Below are 15,934 nucleotides of genomic sequence, written 5' to 3'. Positions count from 1 at the left end.
GAGGCTCGCCGATTCACGGTTGCGGAGAGATGAGCGCGACCCGGCCGTCGGCGAGGCCGACGAGCAGGCGCGTGCGGGTGCCTTGGCCGATGGCGGCAACGCCAAAGGCGGCAAGGCCGGGCAGGGGAACGCGCTTCACCTCGCGGATGCCGTCCTTCAATGACAGGATCGCCAGGGCGCTCCGATCCGCCACCGGCACAGCGAGTTCCGGGACGCCATCCCCATCGGCATCGACAAGGGCCGACAGATCGGCCCCGCCCTCCCCTGGGGACAGGGTGGTGTAGCCTGGTGCCTCTCCGATCAGGCGAAGGGCTCCACCCTCATAGGCCCAAAGCTGGAGGATGCCGGCCCCGTCCGGAGCCGCCACGGCGACGATACGGGGCTGTCCGGCTTTCGAGACGTCGCCGATCGCCGCGAGGGTCAGCGCCTGCCCGCCCGCTCCCGGCTCCTGGACGGGACTTCGGGCAAGGACGGTCCAGGCCTTGTCGGCTTCCGCCGGGGGCTTGTTCGCGTCGGTTGTCGTCTTGCCCACGACGGCCAAAGCCGATCCGCCGCTTTGCGCCGTCACCGCGACGACGACCAGCCGACCATCGACGAGGGCGGCAATCGGTCGGCGCAGGGCGAAGGCCGCCCCGGCCCCGGCGGCGACGGCGGTGGTCACGATGGGCACGGGCTTCGGGTCGGCGCTCATTCCCACCGGCTGGCGCTCGCGGATGGTGAGCGTGGCCGCGCGTTCGGGCTCGCTGGCATTGGGACGGACGGAATCGGACAGGTAGGCACTGACCGCACCGAGGGTCGCGCGCCGGGTGCCGGGAATGGCGCCGCGCGGCGTCTCGGAAGCGATGAGGCCGTCGATGGCCTCGACACCGAGCAGGGTTGTGGCGACCTTGCCGTCGGCGAGGGTCAGCGCCGCACCGCCCTCGTCGCCCCACAGGACGGCCAGCGGCACATCCTCCACCACCTCGCCCTTCAATCCCTTGGGACGGGCGAGCGGAAGGAGGCCGGAGGTCGCCACCGCAAGGGACACCTCGCTGCCGGGGCCGCGCATGGCACGCGCCCTGAACGGCAGGTCGAGGATCGTCACCACCGGGTCGGCTCGGACCGGCTGCGGGCTCAGGGACGAAGCGACGAGAAGGGAAACCGCGAGGAGCGCCGAGCGCGCACCTCGTTCAGACATGCTGGCCGCCGTTGATGTGCAACTCGGCGCCGTTCACGTAGGACGAGGCCTCCGTGCAGAGGAAGTAGATCGCCTTGGCCACCTCGTCGGGCGTGCCGAGGCGCCGCTGCGGGATGCCGGCCACGATCTTGTCGGTGCCGGGCGAAAGGATCGCCGTGTCGATCTCGCCGGGCGAGATCGCGTTCACCCGCACACCGAGGGGCCCGAAATCGCTGGCCATCTCGCGGGTCAGGCCGGCGAGCGCCGCCTTCGACGTGCCGTAGGCCGCACCGGCGAACGGATGGACGCGCGAGCCCGCGATCGAGGTGACGTTGACGATGGAACCCTTGGCGCGGGTGAGTTCCTGGCAGAGGCCGCGCGCCAGGAGCAGAGGGGCGAAGACGTTGACCTGGAAGACCTTGCGCCAGTCGCCGAATTCCGTGGCGATGGCGCCGAGGCGCTCGCCATTGGCACCCTTGGGCGAGATGCCGGCATTGTTGACCAGGGCATGGAGCAGGCCGCCCTCATCCGCCAAGCGTCCGGCCACTTCGGCGACGCCGCGCATCGTATCCTCCGGGTCGGAGAGATCGACCTGGAGGTGATCCTCCGGCCCCATCTCCCACGGACAATTCTCCGGGAAGGCGTGACGCGAACAGGTGATCACCCGCCATCCGGCCGCGGAAAAGCGCTTGACCGTGGCGTGGCCGATTCCGCGGCTTGCGCCCGTCAGCAGCATGACGCGGCGGCGTTCATTGCTCGATATGGCCAAAGCCGTTCCTCAGGATTCGGAGGCGGTGGACAGCCGAGATCATCCCGCCGTGCCATGCCAAGGTCTAAGCCGCGGCGGCCGGGAAATCCAGGGTCGATCCCGCGTCGCAGCAAGACTGGAATCGCTCCAGGAAACTCTTGCCGCGAGGGAACCTGTCTGGCGGCGGAACTCCAGCCCTCAGGGATAGAGCCTCGCCCCATTCCAGCCGCTGCCGTCCCTGGTGAAGCGGACGCGGTCATGGAGGCGGTAGGGGCCGTCCTGCCAGAACTCGATCGAGACCGGGGCGATGCGGAACCCGGTCCAGTTCTCCGGGCGCGGGACCGGCTGGTCCTCGTAGCGGGCCGACAGGGCGGCAACCTCCGCTTCCAGAGTAGCACGGTCCGTGAGGGGGCGTGACTGGCGGCTGGCATGGGCGCCAAGTCGGCTCTCGCGGCGGCGGCTCGCGAAATAGGCATCCGCCTCTTCGAGCGACACGTGGCTCACCGGGCCCCGCGCGCGCACTTGGCGGCGCAGACTCTTCCAATGCAGGACCAGGGCGGCCTGCGGGTTCTGCGCCAGCTCCTCGCCCTTGGCCGAGTCGACATTGGTATAGAAGACGAAGCCGCGCTCATCGACGCCCTTCAGCAGCACCATCCGTACGTCCGGCAGCCCGTCGGAGCCGGCCGTGGCGAGGGCCATGGCGTTGGGATCCTCGGGCTCCGCGCGTTCGGCCTCGCCCATCCAAGTGGCGAACAATGCCCAGGGGTCTGTGGACAGCGTGAAGTCTCCACCGGCCCCGAGGGGGGACGAGGGGGGTGAGACAATGCCGGACGGGGCCGGCTCATCGATCCTTAACCGATCCAAGGCGTAATCCTGTGAGTGAGATCCGGGTCGGGGGCACCGACGTGGGACACGATTTGTCGTCGTTCAAGTCACGTCGTGAGAACAGGTGTAATGCGTCGGAGCGAGAGTAAAGCCCTACCCGCCGTCACCCGTGACGGCGCCGCACCCTGCTTCGCCCGCGTCCGATGCACCGCCATGCTGATGTCGGGGGGCGTGGCGGTGGCCTTGTCGCTCGCCGGCTGCGGCATTCCGATCCTCACTTTCCAAAGTGAGAGCAAGGCGGAACCGGAAGTGACTGTCCCGGAGCCCCTGGTCACGGGAAGCATCGACAAGCGCCCGAAGAGCTTCGGCAACGAGATGAGCGACGAGGATTGGCGCCGGGCCCATGCGGCTCTGGCGGTGGCCCTCGATCCACAGGGCAACGGCCGTCCGGTCAAATGGGACAACCCGGATTCGTCCCTGCGCGGATCGATCAGCCCGACGGGACTTCCCTATGTGGCCAACGAGCTGATCTGCCGCGACTTCCTCGCCTCGGTCATCGCCCCTGTCCGCAGCCGCTTCGTTCGCGGCACCGGGTGCAAGCCTTCAGGGGGAGAGTGGGAATTGACCCGCGTCCGCATGGCGAAAGCGAAAGGGTAGGGGCAAGATCGTCCGCCGCCAGGGATCGTCCGGCGGACCCATGGGTTGACGCCTGGATCGAACCGTCGAATCCTGTCGAACGACCGTTGCAAAGAAGCAACAGCCATTCCACATAGCGGAAGATTTCGACAGGGAGCGGGCATGAGCCCGGCCCCGTGCGGCACCGAGACCGATAACAGACGATGCGCAATCCCTACGACGTGCTGGGTGTGGCCAAGGGCGCCAGCGAGGCCGACATCAAGAAGGCCTATCGCAAGCTCGCCAAGGCCTACCACCCCGACACCAACAAGAACGATGCCAAGGCCAAGGACCGTTTCTCGGAGGCTAACAGCGCCTACGAGATCCTCGGCGACGCGACCAAGCGCGCCCAGTTCGATCGTGGCGAGATCGACTCCGACGGCAGGCCTCGTGCGCCATCCGGCTTCGATGGGTTCGGCGGCTTCGGTGGTGGCCCGGGCGGCGCCCGCTCCGCGGGCTTCGACTTCGAGAGCGCCGCGCGCAGCCGGGCCGGTGGCGGCGGGATCGGCGAGGATATCTTCTCGCACCTGTTCGGCGACACGTTCCGGGGCGGTGCCGGTGGCGGTCCGGGCGCGAGGGGACCGATGAAAGGCGAAGATCTCGCCGCCGAACTCTCCGTGACCCTCGAACAGGTGGCGAGCGAGGAGAAGCTGCGCATCTCGCTGGGCTCACGCGACGTGGACGTGGTGATCCCCAAAGGCGTCGTGGACGGGCAGACCATCCGCCTGCGTGGCCTCGGCAACCCGGGCGGGCCACGCTCCTCGCCGGGCGACGCCCTCCTGACCATCCGCATCCTGCCGCATCCGCGCTTCACCGTGGAGGGGGCGGATCTGCGCACCTCCGTCGACCTCGCCCTCGAGGATGCGATCCTCGGCGGCCCGATCCGCGTGCCCACCCTCACCGGCGCGGTCGAGATGCGTGTTCCGGCCATGACGAGTTCGGGCCGGACCTTCCGCCTGAAGGGCAAGGGCCTGCCGAAGAAGGATGGCACCCGCGGCGATCTGTTCGCCACCACGGCGATCTCGCTGCCCGCGAGCGAGGACGAGAACCTCATCGCCTATGCCAATGCGCGTCGAGCGGCCCGCACCGGCACTGGACAGGCGTAGGCCCGGACTTCCGTCACCGGCGCACCTCCGCTAAGGATGCCTCGGCGCGAGCGCTTCCCCCCAGGTCCGGACGGGTCCGCTCCGGCGCGCGACGGCCTCTCGCTCAGGTGACCCATGGCGGATACGAACCCGGTACACGATCACGTCGGCGGCCTGCTCGCCGGGAAATGCGGTCTGGTGCTCGGTGTCGCCAACAACCGGTCCATCGCCTGGGGCATCGCCAAGAGCGCCCATGCGCATGGCGCCAAGCTCGCCTTCAGCTACCAGGGAGATGCCCTGAAAAAGCGGGTCGAGCCGCTGGCGCGCGAGCTCGATGCCCATGTGGTGGGGCATTGCGACGTCACCGACGGCGCCTCCATCGATGCTGTCTTCGCTGAAGCCGGCCGTGTCTTCCCGCAGGGGATCGACTTCGTCGTCCATTGCATCGCCTTCTCCGACAAGGATGAGCTGACCGGCCGCTATGTCGAGACCTCGGAGGCGAACTTCACCAAGTCGCTGATGATCTCCTGCTACTCGTTCACCGCGGTGGCCCAGCGGGCCGAGAAGCTGATGCCCAATGGCGGCTCGCTCCTGACCCTGACCTATTACGGCGCCGAGAAGTGGATGCCGCATTACAACGTCATGGGCGTCGCCAAGGCGGCGCTGGAAGCCTCCGTGCGCTATCTCGCGGCCGATCTCGGCCCCTCGAAGATCCGCGTCAACGCCATTTCGGCGGGGCCGATCAAGACGCTCGCCGCCTCCGGCATCGGCGACTTCCGCTACATCCTCAAGTGGAACGAGTACAACGCGCCCCTGCGGCGCACGGTGACCATCGAGGAGGTCGGCGAGACCGCGTCCTATCTCATCTCCGACATGTCGCGCGGCATGACGGGCGAGATCCTCCATGTGGATGCCGGCTACCACGTGGTCGGCATGAAGAACCCGGAAGCCCCGGACCTGAGGCTCGACAGCAAGGAGTGAGGTGGGCCGCGAGCGCTTCGCGCCGTCCGCCCCGGGCGATTAGGGCGGAACACCGACCCGGTCCGGGGCCGCTTTCCGCCGAGGCCCCGTCATCGTGAAGACTCGCCCTGACTTCGATGACGCGGCCTCCGCCGGGATCATCACCTCCGACCAGGCACGCGCCCTCGCCGCCTTCTACGCCGCGCAGCAGGGCCGCGGCGCGGCCTTCGATCTTACCCATGTGCTCTGGTATGCCGGCGCCCTGGTTGTCATCGGGGCGATGGGCCTGTTCTCGACCCTCGCCTTCGGGCTGATGGGCGGACCGGCCCTCACCGCCACCGCCCTGATCTACGCCGCCGCCTTCGTCGCCGCCGGGCGGCACCTTCGCATCGCGCACGACCTGCCAGTCCCCGGCGGTCTTCTCATCGCCTGCGCCGTCGCCATGACGCCGCTCGCCGTCTACGGCCTGCAGGAGAGCTGGGGCTGGGGCGAGCAGGGCCGGCCGGGCGCCTATCGCGACGTCTTCGCCTGGATCAAGGGCGGCTGGGTGCCCATGGAAGCGGCGACGCTTCTGACCTCGGCCATCGCCCTGCGCGCCACGCGCTTCGGTTTCATCACGGTGATCGCGGCGGTGGCCCTATGGTTCCTGTCCATGGATATCGGCCTCTGGGCCACGGGGCCGGATCTCGACTGGGAAACCCGCCGGACGATCTCGCTCTGGTTCGGCCTCGGCCTCATCGCCTTCGCCTGGGCGGTGGACCTGTGCCAGAAGCGAACGGATTACGCGTTCTGGCTCCATGTTGCAGGCATCCTCACCTTTTGGGGCGCGGTGACGTGGCAATTCTCCGACAGCGAGGTGGCGAAGGCACTCTACGCCCTGATGAACGTCGCACTCATCGGCCTCGCCATTTTCCTCTCGCGGCGGATCTACGCGGTGTTCGGCGCCATCGGCGTGGCGCTCTATCTCGGCGATCTGGCGAGCCGGGTGTTCAAGGACTCGCTGCTCTTCCCCTTCGCGTTGTCGCTCATCGGTCTCGGCCTGATCGGCCTCGGTATCCTCTACCAGCGCCATGCCGACAGGATCGGCGGGGCGATGATACGGACGCTGCCGGGATCTCTCCGGCGCTGGCGGCCCGACCACGGCGATAGGGCATGACCAGCTGCGCTTGAGAGCCCCCGTCACGCGTCGTCGGCTTCCGCGAACTCTCCCGACAGCTTGAGCCCTTCGATCCAGGTCGCCCCCTCCCGCTTGACCACCCGGCGGGGCGACACGCCGCCCTGCTCCTCGATAGCGTCGGCCAGCCGCTCCGAATGGGTCACCAGCCAGACCTGTGTACGACGCGACGCGGTCACGATCATCCGTGCCAGGGGCTCGATCAGGTCCGGGTGGAGGCTCGTCTCCGGCTCGTTCAGGGCGATGAAGGGCGGGAGCCGGTAGGCGAGGAGGGCTCCGGCGAGGGCGAGGTAGCGAAGCGTTCCGTCCGACAGTTCGGCGGCCTCGAACACGCGCTTGGGGTAGTCGGGAAAGACCATCCCGAAGCTCGCCTCGCGGCCGGGCGACGGGATGACGAGGCGCGCGCCGGGGAAGGCATCGGCCACCGCCCCGTCAAGATCGACAGTGTCCTCGCGGATGTGCCGGAGGGTGGCGAAGACGGCGGCGAGGTCGGATCCATCCGACGACAGGGTCGGCGTGGTGACGGCGAGGCAGGGCCGGCGCAGGGCCGAGGCCGCGTCGGTGCGGAAATCGTGGTGGAAGCGCCAATCCAGTAGCGCATGCCGAACGAGATGCAGTTCGGGAAACGCCACCGCGTCCTGAAGTGCCGCGAGCGCGGTTTCGGTGGCGAGGAGACTCGAGCCGAGCGAGCGCTTACGGCCGTCATCGCCGCGCACGAAGCCGGAAGGCCCGTCACGCTCGAGCATGACCGACGGCCGCCGGCCCGACAGGACGGTGAGCCGCTCCCGCTTGATCTGCGGTTCGAGCCGGAAGGCGGCTCCCCTGGGGCCGTCCTCCGACTGGGGCACCAGACCGACCTCGATCTCGTATCCGTAGGCGACGGACGCAGCCTCGTCGCCGAGCTCGACGGACCATCCCACCCGCACCGGCCCCTTGCCGCTGCGTGGTCCGGCCCAGACGACCGAGTCCATCCCGCCTTCCGCCGCGAGATCACGCACCAGCGTGCCGGCGGCGGCGGCCTGCAGGCGTTCGAGCGCCCGGTAGAGGTTGGTCTTGCCGACACCGTTGCCACCGATGAACACGGAGAGAGCTTCCACCGGGAAGCCAATACGCCTGAGGGACCGATACCCGGTGGAGGAGATGTTACGGACGGTGAGCATGGGGCCGCCTTCGCCGAAGATGCGGGGCCAGTCGAAGCGCATGCGGCCATCGCGAGCAAGCGCTCGGGAGGGTCAGGCGGTGCTTGCATCTCCCTGCAGCCGGGGTTTCCAATCTTCCACCTGGCCCTTGTCGAGGCGTCGTGCGGCAAGGGTTCGCCAGGACGTCGACAGGGATGGCAGGGCGGCGATCTCAGCCAGCGCCGCCCGATCGAGCCGGTCGACATAGAAGACCCGCAGCAGCCGCGACAGCGGCCAGTCCGGGTGCGCCCGTTCCACCAGCGCGAGATCGTCTCCGGCCCCGACCATGCCAGTCTCGATGATGCGGTAATACCAGCCGGTCCGCCCGGTCTTCTGCACGCGCACGGCCATGTCGGTCACGCCAAACCGGGCGTTCAGCTTCCAGCACGGCTGACGGGCCTGGCTCACCTGGAGCAGGGCGGTACCGGCGCGCCAAAGGTCACCGATGCAGATGTCGGCCTCGGTGAGCCCGTGGGTCGAGAGATTTTCGCCGAAAGCACCCGGCCGCTCGAGCACGGCTGGCGCTCCGGGAAGGTCGGCTCGCCAGGCCGGAGCATGATCGAGGGGATAGTGATGGACAGCCTTCTCCGGCCCGCCATGGTTACGACGATCCGCCTGCTCGTCGCCGTCCAGCCCCTCGAACCCGATCCGCACAGGGCCGGCCGAGGCCGACTTATCGATGCCACTGGGCTTCCCGGTCGAAGCCAGAGGCGCGACCCGCCCCACCAGCACGGCCTCGATCATCACACGCATGGTCACCCCACCGAAATCACCTACGACAAACCATGAGACAACTTGTTGTCTCATGAGGCCCTCGTTGTCCCGCGGTCTTCGATTTGTCAACGGCGCATCGCATTGCCGACCCGGTGAAAGCCGGTCATGTGGGGGCATGTCGGTCGCACAACGCATCCGGGCGCTTCGACGCCGCAGCCATCTCACCCTCGATGCCCTCGCCGCCCGCGTCGGGGTCCACAAGGGCCACCTGTCGCGCATCGAGCGCGGTCAGAAGGCTCCATCCCCGGCCACGTTGGAGGCCATCGCGATGGGACTCGGGGCGAGCATGTCCGAACTGTTCGGGGAGAAGGCCGCCGCAGACGACGTGATCGTCGCGCGCGCCTGGGCCAGGATCACGACCCGTGACGCCGGTTATGCGGTTCACGCTCTGCTGCCGGCCGAGGCGGGACGGGCCGCCGCTCTGTACATGGTCGAACCGGGCGAGACGTTCCTCACCGAGGATCGTCCTACCCATGGCGGCCAGGAGATCGCTTATGTCCTGGCAGGGGAGGTCGAACTTGTCGTGGCGGACCGCAGCGTCGTCCTCGGTATCGGCGACTGCGCCACCTACGATGGCGGCCTGCCGCACCGCCTCCGCCGCCTCGGCAGCGCACCGGCATCGGTGCTGGTGATCATCACCGGCTGAGGCGACGCAGCGGCATCGTCCCCCTCAATCCGGCACCGTCAGCTCAGCGATGCCCGGCTGAGCGTCCGGATAGCGCGGGTCCATCGCCTCCAGGGTGTTGGCGATGGTGCGGGCGACGAGGAGGTTGCGGTACCATTTGCGGTTGGCCGGCACCACGTGCCAGGGCGCGTGCGGGGTGGAGCAACGGCTCAGGGCATCCGTGAAGGCGCTCTGATAGGCGTCCCAGGATTGGCGCTCGACGAGGTCGGCCGCATCGAATTTCCAATGCTTCTCGGGGTCGGCGATCCGCGCCTCCAGGCGCTCCTTCTGCTCGTCCTTCGAGATGTGCAGGAAGAACTTCAGCACGGTGACGCCCGACAGGGTCAGCATCCGCTCGAAATCGTTGATGAGGTCGTAGCGCGGCCGCCATACGTCCTCCGCCTCCAGGGATTTCACCCGCACCACGAGCACGTCTTCGTAATGGCTGCGGTTGAACACGCCGATCATGCCGCGCCCCGGCACCTTGGCGTGGTAGCGCCAGAGGAAGTCGTGATCGCGCTCCTCTGCGCTCGGAACCTTGAACGACCACACCCGGCACCCTTGCGGGTTCACCCCCTCGAAGACCGAGCGGATGGTGCCGTCCTTGCCGCCGGTATCGATGGCCTGAAGCACCACGAGGAGGCTGCGCCGATGTTCGGCATAGAGCCGCTCCTGCAGTGCCTGGATGCGGTTATGCTCGACGAGAAGCGCCTGTTTGGACGCCTCCTTGTCGAGCCCGCCATCGGCATCGGCGTCGATCGCGGCCAGATCCAATGCTTCGCCCGGCTGAACCGTGACGATGCCCGCGGCGGCGCAGGAGGCGATGGAGGCCGTGTCGATCGGGCTCGCGCGGTCGGGATACCGCATCGCCGAACGAGCCCAGGCGGCGGAGGAGGGCGGCTTGTCCGATTCGGGCCGGCGGGCCGGCGGCTTGGGTTTATGTCGACCCATGTCGTCCGATTGGCCCGAATGCCGCTTGCCGCGCTTCTTCGACATGATCACAACTCACCTTATACGATATTCAATCGATGCAGCGGGCACCGCATGGGCGAGCCGCCTCTCCGGGAAGGCGACCCGCCGATGCCCGTAACGCGTGGAGCAACCTTGAGCGCGACAACGATCCGCGGCCTTGGCCGTTCCGGGACAGCGCGGCACGCCGCCATGGCCGGCCGGCGCGCATGACGGTGTATTTCATCCGGCACGGCCAGACCGACTGGAACGCGGCCGGCCGACTCCAGGGCCAGCGCGACGTGCCCCTCAATGCCACGGGCCTGGGCCAGGCGGAAAGCGTGGCCGAGCGCCTGAAAGCCGTAGCGGGCGACAGCCTCAGCGAGGCCCGGTTCGTCGCGAGCCCGCTCCAGCGCACACGGCAGACGATGGAAGTCCTCCGGGCCCGCCTCGACCTCGGACCGCAGGACTACGCCGTCGATGCTCGGCTGAAGGAAATCAACTTCGGCACCTGGGAAGGCTCGACCTGGGCCGAGATCCGTCGGCGTGACAGCGGCAGCGCCCTGGCGCGGGACCGCGACCGTTGGGGCTACCGCCCGCCCGGCGAGCATGGCGAAAGCTATGCCATGCTGGTGGAACGGGTGAGACCGGCGATCGCCGAGTTGCAGCGGCCGGCGGTCATCGTCGCTCATGGCGGCGTCGCCCGCGCGATTCTGGTGATCCTGGGCTATGCCAGCATCCGCGAAGCACCCCGGATGGCGATCCGCCAGGGCAGCGTCCTCGTCCTGGGCCGGGCCCGCTGGCACTGGGCCTGACGTGCTTTCTCCGTGAAGACCAGTTCTAGGCGGCTCGGCAAACGTGCTAGAGGGCGCGACCACATCGGGGCGCCGCGTTTTCGGCACGATCCGGGCGCCTAACCCGGTCAAAAGGACGGCCTCGCAGCGGCGGGGCCGGCAGCGGAGCATCGGATGAGCAGTCTCGCCGAGACGACCCGGCCTCGGGCGGAGTCGTTTGTGGACAAGGCCGAATGGGGCGAGACCGGGTCGCATAGCGGCGGCGGAGCGCCGGAGCGTAAGGCCGTACTACGCGGGGAGAGCCGCCCGGACCTCATCCGGGACGAGGTTCTGGGAGAGATCTTTTCCGACAGCGCCCGCCTGCGCCCGGACCATCCCGCCATCATCGACGGCGCGAGCCGGGACGCGGCCGGCCGTCATCCCGCCTTTTCCTATGCCGAGGTCGAGGCTCGCGCGGGCGCCATCGCCCGTGGCCTCGCGCATCGCGGAATCGGCCCCGGCGACGTCGTCGGACTCTGGATGGCGCGGGGACCCGACCTGCTGATCAGCCAGATCGGGATCACGATGTCGGGAGCGGCCTGGCTGCCCTTCGACGCCGAGGCACCGGCCGATCGCGTCGCCGTCTGCCTAGACGATGCGGAGGCGAAGCTGCTCCTGGTCTCGCCCGCCCTCGCGCCCCAGGCGCCGGCGGCCAAGCCGGCCCTGACCCCGGAGGCGCTTCTCGCCGAAGTGCCGTCGGATGCGCCCCGTCCCGACCCGCGCGGTGCCGGCCTGACCCCCGCGCATCCCGCCTACCTGATCTACACGTCCGGCTCGACCGGGGTGCCGAAAGGCATCGTCATCAGCCACGCCAACATCTGTCACTTCCTGCGCTCGGGGAACGCGCTCTACGGGATGCGGCCCGACGACGTGGTGTTCCAGGGCGCCTCGGTGGCGTTCGATCTCTCCATGGAGGAGATCTGGGTTCCCTATCTGGTCGGCGCGACGCTGTTCGTCGCCAGCCCGGCGATGATGGGCGATGTCGAGGCGCTGCCCGACATCCTGACACGGAACCGCGTCACCGTGCTCGACACGGTGCCGACGCTGCTCGCCATGCTGTCACAGACGCTGCCGAGCGTCCGCCTCGTGCTGCTGGGCGGCGAGGCCTTGCCGGAGCCCCTGGTCGCCCGCTGGGCCACGGGATCGCGGAAGCTGTTCAACACCTACGGTCCGACCGAGGCCACTGTGGTCGCCACCGCCGCCGAGATGCGGCCGGGCGAGCCCGTCACCATCGGCGGGCCGATCCCGAATTATTCCGTCTATGTGGCCAGCGAGAGCCTGGACCTGCTCGGCCCCGGCCAGCAGGGCGAACTTCTCATCGGCGGCCCCGGCGTGGCGGCCGGCTATCTCCAGCGGCCCGAGCTGACGGCGGAGAAATTCGTCGCCAACCCGTTCCCCTCCGACGGGACCGACCCGGTGCTCTACCGGTCGGGCGACGCGGTCTCCCTCGATGCGCAGGGGCGGATCGTCTTCCACGGCCGCATCGACGACCAGGTCAAGATCCGCGGATTCCGGGTGGAGCTCGGCGAGATCGAATCCCGCATCCAGGCGCAGGCAGGCATCAACCAGGCGGCGGTGGTCCTACGCCAGGACGATGGCGTCGACCGCCTCGTCGCCTTCCTGATCCCCGAGCGGGGAACGGAATTCGACAAGGCCGCCCTGCGCCACACCCTCGCCGAACAGATGCCGCCCTACATGGTGCCGGGGCATTTCGAGGTGGTGGAGGTGCTGCCGCGCCTGACCTCGGGCAAGGTCGATCGCAAGGCTTTGCGCATCGCCACACTCACCGTCGCCGACCTGTCGGGCGAGCAGGAGCTGCCCGACAACGAGACCGAAGCGGCGATGCTGGCCGCCGCCAAGCAGGTTTTCGGCAACCAGCCGATCCCGTTCGAGGCCGATTTCTTCGCCGATCTCGGCGGCCACTCGCTACTCGCGGCCCGGTTCGTCGGCGCCGTGCGCGAGGCGCCCGCCCTCGCGGCCATCACCCTGCAGGACGTCTATACCCGGCGCACCCTCCGGGCCATGTCGGAGGCGCTGATCGAGCGCACCGGCGGCGTCGGCACCCAGATGGCCGTACGCGACCTCGGATTCGTGGCGCCGCCGCTCCTGCGCCGCATCCTCTGCGGGACCGCGCAGGCCATCGCCCTGCCATTCGTCATCGCGCTCGCCACGTCGCAATGGCTCGGAATCTTTGTCACCTACCTGCTGCTCACAGGCGGCTCGCTCGGCTTCTTCGGCGAGATCGCTGTGCTGCTGCTGGTTTATATCGGCATCAACGCCGTCACCGCCTGCATCGCGATCAGCGCCAAATGGCTGATCCTCGGGCGGACCAAGCCCGGCCGCTACCCGCTCTGGGGCGTCTATTATTACCGCTGGTGGCTGACGCAGCGGCTGACCCCGCTCGTCCACGTGAAATGGCTCCAGGGTTCGCCCGCCATCGCCATCTACCTGCGACTCCTCGGCGCGAAGATCGGTGCCGATGCCCTCATCTCCGATATCGAGGTCGGCGCGCCCGACCTGCTCAGCGTCGGAGAAGGGGCCTCCCTCGGCGGCCGCCTCGTCATCGCCAATGCCGAAGTGGTGGGCGACGAACTCATCATCGGCACCGTCAGCATCGGCGCCGATGTGGCCATCGGCACGTCCTGCGTCATCGGCCCGGACACGACGATCGGCGATTTTGCCGAGATCGCCGATCTCACCACGATCCCCACCGGCACGGTGGTGGAACGCGCCGAGCAATGGGACGGCTCACCCGGCCGCAAGGTCGGCATGGCCGACCCTTCCGTCCTGCCCGAGGCCGCCCGGGCCTCGCCCCGCCGGCGCGCCGGCTTCCTCGCCGTCTACGCCTTCCTGCTCGCCGCCATCCCGGCCGTGGGTCTGCTGCCGATCTTCCCCGCGTTCTACATCTTCGACCAGCTCAGCGATTCACTCAGCGACATCACCGATATCGACTACCACTGGTATCTGCCGCTGCTGACCTGGCCCACCGCCATGCTGATGACGGCGGGCACGGTGCTCCTCATCGCCGGCATCCGCTGGCTGGTGCTGCCGCGGGTCTCGTCCGGCACCTACTCGGTGCATAGCGGATTCTACCTGCGCAAATGGGCCGTGGCGCTCGCCGCCGAGGTGACGCTGGAGACACTCTCCTCACTCTTCGCCACCGTCTACATGCGGGCCTGGTACCGGCTGATGGGCGCGCGGATGGGGCAGGGGGCGGAGATCTCCACCAACCTCGCCGGACGCTACGATCTGGCGGATGTCGGCGCGCGCAACTTCATCGCCGACGAGGTCGTGTTCGGCGAGGAGGAGATCCGCCGGGGCTGGATGCACATGCATCCCGTGAGCACCGGGGCCCGCGTCTTCGTCGGCAACGACGCGGTAGTGCCACCGGGCGCCGTGATCCCCGACGACATGCTGGTGGGCATCAAGTCGAAGCCGCCCGCCAACGACCTGATGGCGCCGGGGGATACCTGGTTCGGCTCGCCGCCCATCAAACTCCCCTCGCGCCAGAAGGTCGATCTCGGCTCCAACGCGCAGACCTACGAGCCCGGCATCGGGCCGAAGCTCCGGCGCGGCATCTTCGAGGCCTTCTCCACCTCGTTCTCGCCGATGCTGTTCATCACCCTCGCGATCTCGGCCATCGACTTCTACTTCTACCCCGCCATCCTGGCTCAGGACTGGACCGGCCTCGCCGTCAGCTTCGTCGCCGTCAGCGTCGCCATCGCCTTCATCCAGTCCTTCACGGTGATCGGGGTGAAATGGCTGCTCATGGGGGCCTACCAGCCCGGCATGCAGCCGATGTGGTCATGGTGGGCCATGCGCACCGAGGCGGTGGCCGTGCTGTACTGGGGCTTGGCCGGCAAGGTTCTGCTGGAGCACCTGGTCGGCACGCCGTTCCTGCCCTGGATGCTGCGCCTGTTCGGCGCGAAGATCGGCTCTGGCGTCTGCATGCTCACCACCGACATCACCGAGTTCGACTGCGTCACCATCGGCGACTATTCGGTGATCAACCGGACCTCGGCCCTGCAGACGCATCTCTACGAGGACCGGATCATGAAGGTCGGCCGCGTGGTGGTGGGCAAGGGCGTATCGGTAGGGGCCTTCTCGACGGTCCTCTACGACACCAAGGTCGGCGATTACGCCCGCCTGCGCCCGCTCACCATCGTCATGAAGGGCGAATCGATCCCGAGCCATTCGGAATGGGAAGGCGCGCCGGCAGTGCCGGTGATTCACGCAAAGACGGCGGGGGCCTGACTCGGGGCCTGCTCTTCCCGTTGGACGGTCCGCAAAAACCTGTAGGATGACGCCATGAACAATATGGCACCTGTTTCACTTCCAAACCTGCAGGGCCTCGTCGGGACGTGGCGGCGGTTCGGCCAGGTCGGTCCCGTCTACGAGATCGTCAGTGTGGGCGATACGCCTGCGGATGGCGATCGGATCGTGCGCGTGCGCGTGCTGGAGACCAGCGAGGAGATCAATTATCGACTCGCTGACGTCTTGGACGATCCCAGAGAGCGCTGATGTTCGCCATTGCGTTCGATCTCGTGGTCGCAGAGGCTCAGATCCATCATCCCAAAGGCGTGTCGCAAGCCTATACTGACATCCGCACCACGCTTTCCGGGCATGGTTTCGACTGGGTGCAAGGAAGTCTCTACACCAGCAAGGACGAGGATCTGGCTAAGCTGTTCTCGGCCATCACGGCCCTGAAGGGGCTGAGCTGGTTTCCCCTATCCGTGCGCGACATCAGGGCCTTCCGTGTCGAGCAATGGTCGAATTTCACCGCCTTGATCAAGGGTTAGGCGAAGCCCGGCATGTCTCGGCCGATTGCCGGGCATGACGTTCCTCCGATCGAAAAAAGCCGGCGGAGCTTGGCGCCACGCCGGCTTTTTTAAAGAAGAATCGCTGGCGACGGAT

Annotated in this window: 15 protein-coding genes; 9 read left to right on the top strand and 6 right to left on the bottom strand. The window is 68.2% G+C overall.

Annotated features, from left to right (window positions below; genetic code table 11):
* Positions 1 to 13: 13 nt before the first annotated feature.
* The 3 genes from RQI43_RS11770 to pdxH all read right to left on the bottom strand — a co-directional run bounded on the left by RQI43_RS11770 (position 14) and on the right by pdxH (position 2,768).
* Positions 14 to 1,177, bottom strand: coding sequence for a hypothetical protein (locus RQI43_RS11770; RefSeq protein WP_311275266.1), 1,164 nt, complete (start codon positions 1,175 to 1,177; stop codon positions 14 to 16).
* Positions 1,170 to 1,892 (bottom strand): SDR family NAD(P)-dependent oxidoreductase, encoded by a 723-nt coding sequence (locus RQI43_RS11765; RefSeq protein WP_056423904.1) that lies wholly within the window; start codon positions 1,890 to 1,892, stop codon positions 1,170 to 1,172. The genes RQI43_RS11770 and RQI43_RS11765 overlap by 8 nt, the downstream gene beginning before the upstream one ends.
* Positions 1,893 to 2,102: 210 nt before the next feature.
* A complete protein-coding gene (gene pdxH / locus RQI43_RS11760) occupies positions 2,103 to 2,768 on the bottom strand; it encodes a pyridoxamine 5'-phosphate oxidase (RefSeq protein WP_405030602.1) in 666 nt (221 codons plus the stop codon).
* 90 nt (positions 2,769 to 2,858) lie between these two features.
* Here pdxH and RQI43_RS11755 point away from each other — a divergent pair, with 90 nt between their 5' ends.
* The 4 genes from RQI43_RS11755 (at position 2,859) to RQI43_RS11740 (ending at position 6,605) form a co-directional block, all read left to right on the top strand.
* Positions 2,859 to 3,386: an RT0821/Lpp0805 family surface protein gene (locus RQI43_RS11755; protein WP_405030601.1), complete on the top strand. Its 528-nt coding sequence runs from the start codon at positions 2,859 to 2,861 to the stop codon at positions 3,384 to 3,386.
* Between the two features lie 182 nt (positions 3,387 to 3,568).
* Positions 3,569 to 4,510, top strand: a complete 942-nt coding sequence (locus RQI43_RS11750; protein WP_056423910.1) for a DnaJ C-terminal domain-containing protein — start codon at positions 3,569 to 3,571, stop codon at positions 4,508 to 4,510.
* 114 nt (positions 4,511 to 4,624) lie between these two features.
* Positions 4,625 to 5,470, top strand: coding sequence for an enoyl-ACP reductase FabI (fabI, locus tag RQI43_RS11745; protein ID WP_056256854.1), 846 nt, complete (start codon positions 4,625 to 4,627; stop codon positions 5,468 to 5,470).
* Positions 5,471 to 5,564: 94 nt separating this feature from the next.
* On the top strand, positions 5,565 to 6,605 hold the full coding sequence (locus RQI43_RS11740) for a hypothetical protein (RefSeq protein ID WP_311275265.1): 1,041 nt from the start codon (positions 5,565 to 5,567) through the stop codon (positions 6,603 to 6,605).
* A gap of 23 nt (positions 6,606 to 6,628) precedes the next feature.
* On the opposite strand, the gene RQI43_RS11735 is transcribed toward RQI43_RS11740, so the two are convergent.
* Both RQI43_RS11735 and RQI43_RS11730 read right to left on the bottom strand, forming a co-directional pair.
* On the bottom strand, positions 6,629 to 7,783 hold the full coding sequence (locus tag RQI43_RS11735) for an AAA family ATPase (protein ID WP_311275288.1): 1,155 nt from the start codon (positions 7,781 to 7,783) through the stop codon (positions 6,629 to 6,631).
* 72 nt (positions 7,784 to 7,855) lie between these two features.
* On the bottom strand, positions 7,856 to 8,554 hold the full coding sequence (locus tag RQI43_RS11730) for an MOSC domain-containing protein (RefSeq protein ID WP_311275287.1): 699 nt from the start codon (positions 8,552 to 8,554) through the stop codon (positions 7,856 to 7,858).
* A 136-nt stretch (positions 8,555 to 8,690) separates the two neighbouring features.
* Here RQI43_RS11730 and RQI43_RS11725 point away from each other — a divergent pair, with 136 nt between their 5' ends.
* Positions 8,691 to 9,221 carry a helix-turn-helix domain-containing protein gene (locus RQI43_RS11725; RefSeq protein ID WP_056423917.1) on the top strand — a complete coding sequence of 177 codons (531 nt, stop codon included), beginning with the start codon at positions 8,691 to 8,693 and terminating at the stop codon, positions 9,219 to 9,221.
* Between the two features lie 24 nt (positions 9,222 to 9,245).
* Here RQI43_RS11725 and RQI43_RS11720 read toward each other — a convergent pair whose 3' ends face one another.
* A complete protein-coding gene (locus RQI43_RS11720; RefSeq protein ID WP_156467676.1) occupies positions 9,246 to 10,235 on the bottom strand; it encodes a polyphosphate kinase 2 family protein in 990 nt (329 codons plus the stop codon).
* Positions 10,236 to 10,417: 182 nt separating this feature from the next.
* Between RQI43_RS11720 and RQI43_RS11715 the strand changes: the two genes are divergently transcribed.
* The 4 genes from RQI43_RS11715 (at position 10,418) to RQI43_RS11700 (ending at position 15,819) form a co-directional block, all read left to right on the top strand.
* Positions 10,418 to 11,002: a histidine phosphatase family protein gene (locus tag RQI43_RS11715; RefSeq protein ID WP_056423919.1), complete on the top strand. Its 585-nt coding sequence runs from the start codon at positions 10,418 to 10,420 to the stop codon at positions 11,000 to 11,002.
* Between the two features lie 153 nt (positions 11,003 to 11,155).
* Positions 11,156 to 15,274: a Pls/PosA family non-ribosomal peptide synthetase gene (locus RQI43_RS11710; protein ID WP_311275264.1), complete on the top strand. Its 4,119-nt coding sequence runs from the start codon at positions 11,156 to 11,158 to the stop codon at positions 15,272 to 15,274.
* A 54-nt stretch (positions 15,275 to 15,328) separates the two neighbouring features.
* Entirely contained in the window at positions 15,329 to 15,541 is a 213-nt protein-coding gene (locus RQI43_RS11705) for a DUF5397 family protein (protein WP_056423920.1), read from the top strand.
* The gene (locus tag RQI43_RS11700; RefSeq protein ID WP_056423922.1) at positions 15,541 to 15,819 is read left to right on the top strand and encodes a virulence factor; all 279 of its coding nucleotides are present in this window, start codon (positions 15,541 to 15,543) and stop codon (positions 15,817 to 15,819) included. Before RQI43_RS11705 ends, RQI43_RS11700 begins: the two co-directional genes overlap by 1 nt.
* Positions 15,820 to 15,934: the final 115 nt, after the last annotated feature.

This window comes from Methylobacterium sp. WCS2018Hpa-22, from assembly GCF_031843785.1.
In the GTDB taxonomy this organism is placed as follows: Bacteria; Pseudomonadota; Alphaproteobacteria; order Rhizobiales; family Beijerinckiaceae; genus Methylobacterium.
Note: the sequence above shows the minus strand (reverse complement) of the source record. Positions and strands in the feature narration are given on the sequence as shown.

Coding starts and splice junctions, on each gene's coding strand:
- RQI43_RS11770 (WP_311275266.1), bottom strand. CDS start 1,177: ATGTCTGAACGAGGTGCGCGCTCGGCGCTCCTCGCGGTTTCCCTTCTC.
- RQI43_RS11725 (WP_056423917.1), top strand. CDS start 8,691: ATGTCGGTCGCACAACGCATCCGGGCGCTTCGACGCCGCAGCCATCTC.
- RQI43_RS11720 (WP_156467676.1), bottom strand. CDS start 10,235: ATGTCGAAGAAGCGCGGCAAGCGGCATTCGGGCCAATCGGACGACATG.
- RQI43_RS11755 (WP_405030601.1), top strand. CDS start 2,859: ATGCGTCGGAGCGAGAGTAAAGCCCTACCCGCCGTCACCCGTGACGGC.
- RQI43_RS11735 (WP_311275288.1), bottom strand. CDS start 7,783: ATGCTCACCGTCCGTAACATCTCCTCCACCGGGTATCGGTCCCTCAGG.
- fabI (WP_056256854.1), top strand. CDS start 4,625: ATGGCGGATACGAACCCGGTACACGATCACGTCGGCGGCCTGCTCGCC.
- RQI43_RS11715 (WP_056423919.1), top strand. CDS start 10,418: ATGACGGTGTATTTCATCCGGCACGGCCAGACCGACTGGAACGCGGCC.
- RQI43_RS11730 (WP_311275287.1), bottom strand. CDS start 8,554: ATGCGTGTGATGATCGAGGCCGTGCTGGTGGGGCGGGTCGCGCCTCTG.
- RQI43_RS11705 (WP_056423920.1), top strand. CDS start 15,329: ATGAACAATATGGCACCTGTTTCACTTCCAAACCTGCAGGGCCTCGTC.
- RQI43_RS11700 (WP_056423922.1), top strand. CDS start 15,541: ATGTTCGCCATTGCGTTCGATCTCGTGGTCGCAGAGGCTCAGATCCAT.
- RQI43_RS11750 (WP_056423910.1), top strand. CDS start 3,569: ATGCGCAATCCCTACGACGTGCTGGGTGTGGCCAAGGGCGCCAGCGAG.
- RQI43_RS11710 (WP_311275264.1), top strand. CDS start 11,156: ATGAGCAGTCTCGCCGAGACGACCCGGCCTCGGGCGGAGTCGTTTGTG.
- RQI43_RS11765 (WP_056423904.1), bottom strand. CDS start 1,892: ATGCTGCTGACGGGCGCAAGCCGCGGAATCGGCCACGCCACGGTCAAG.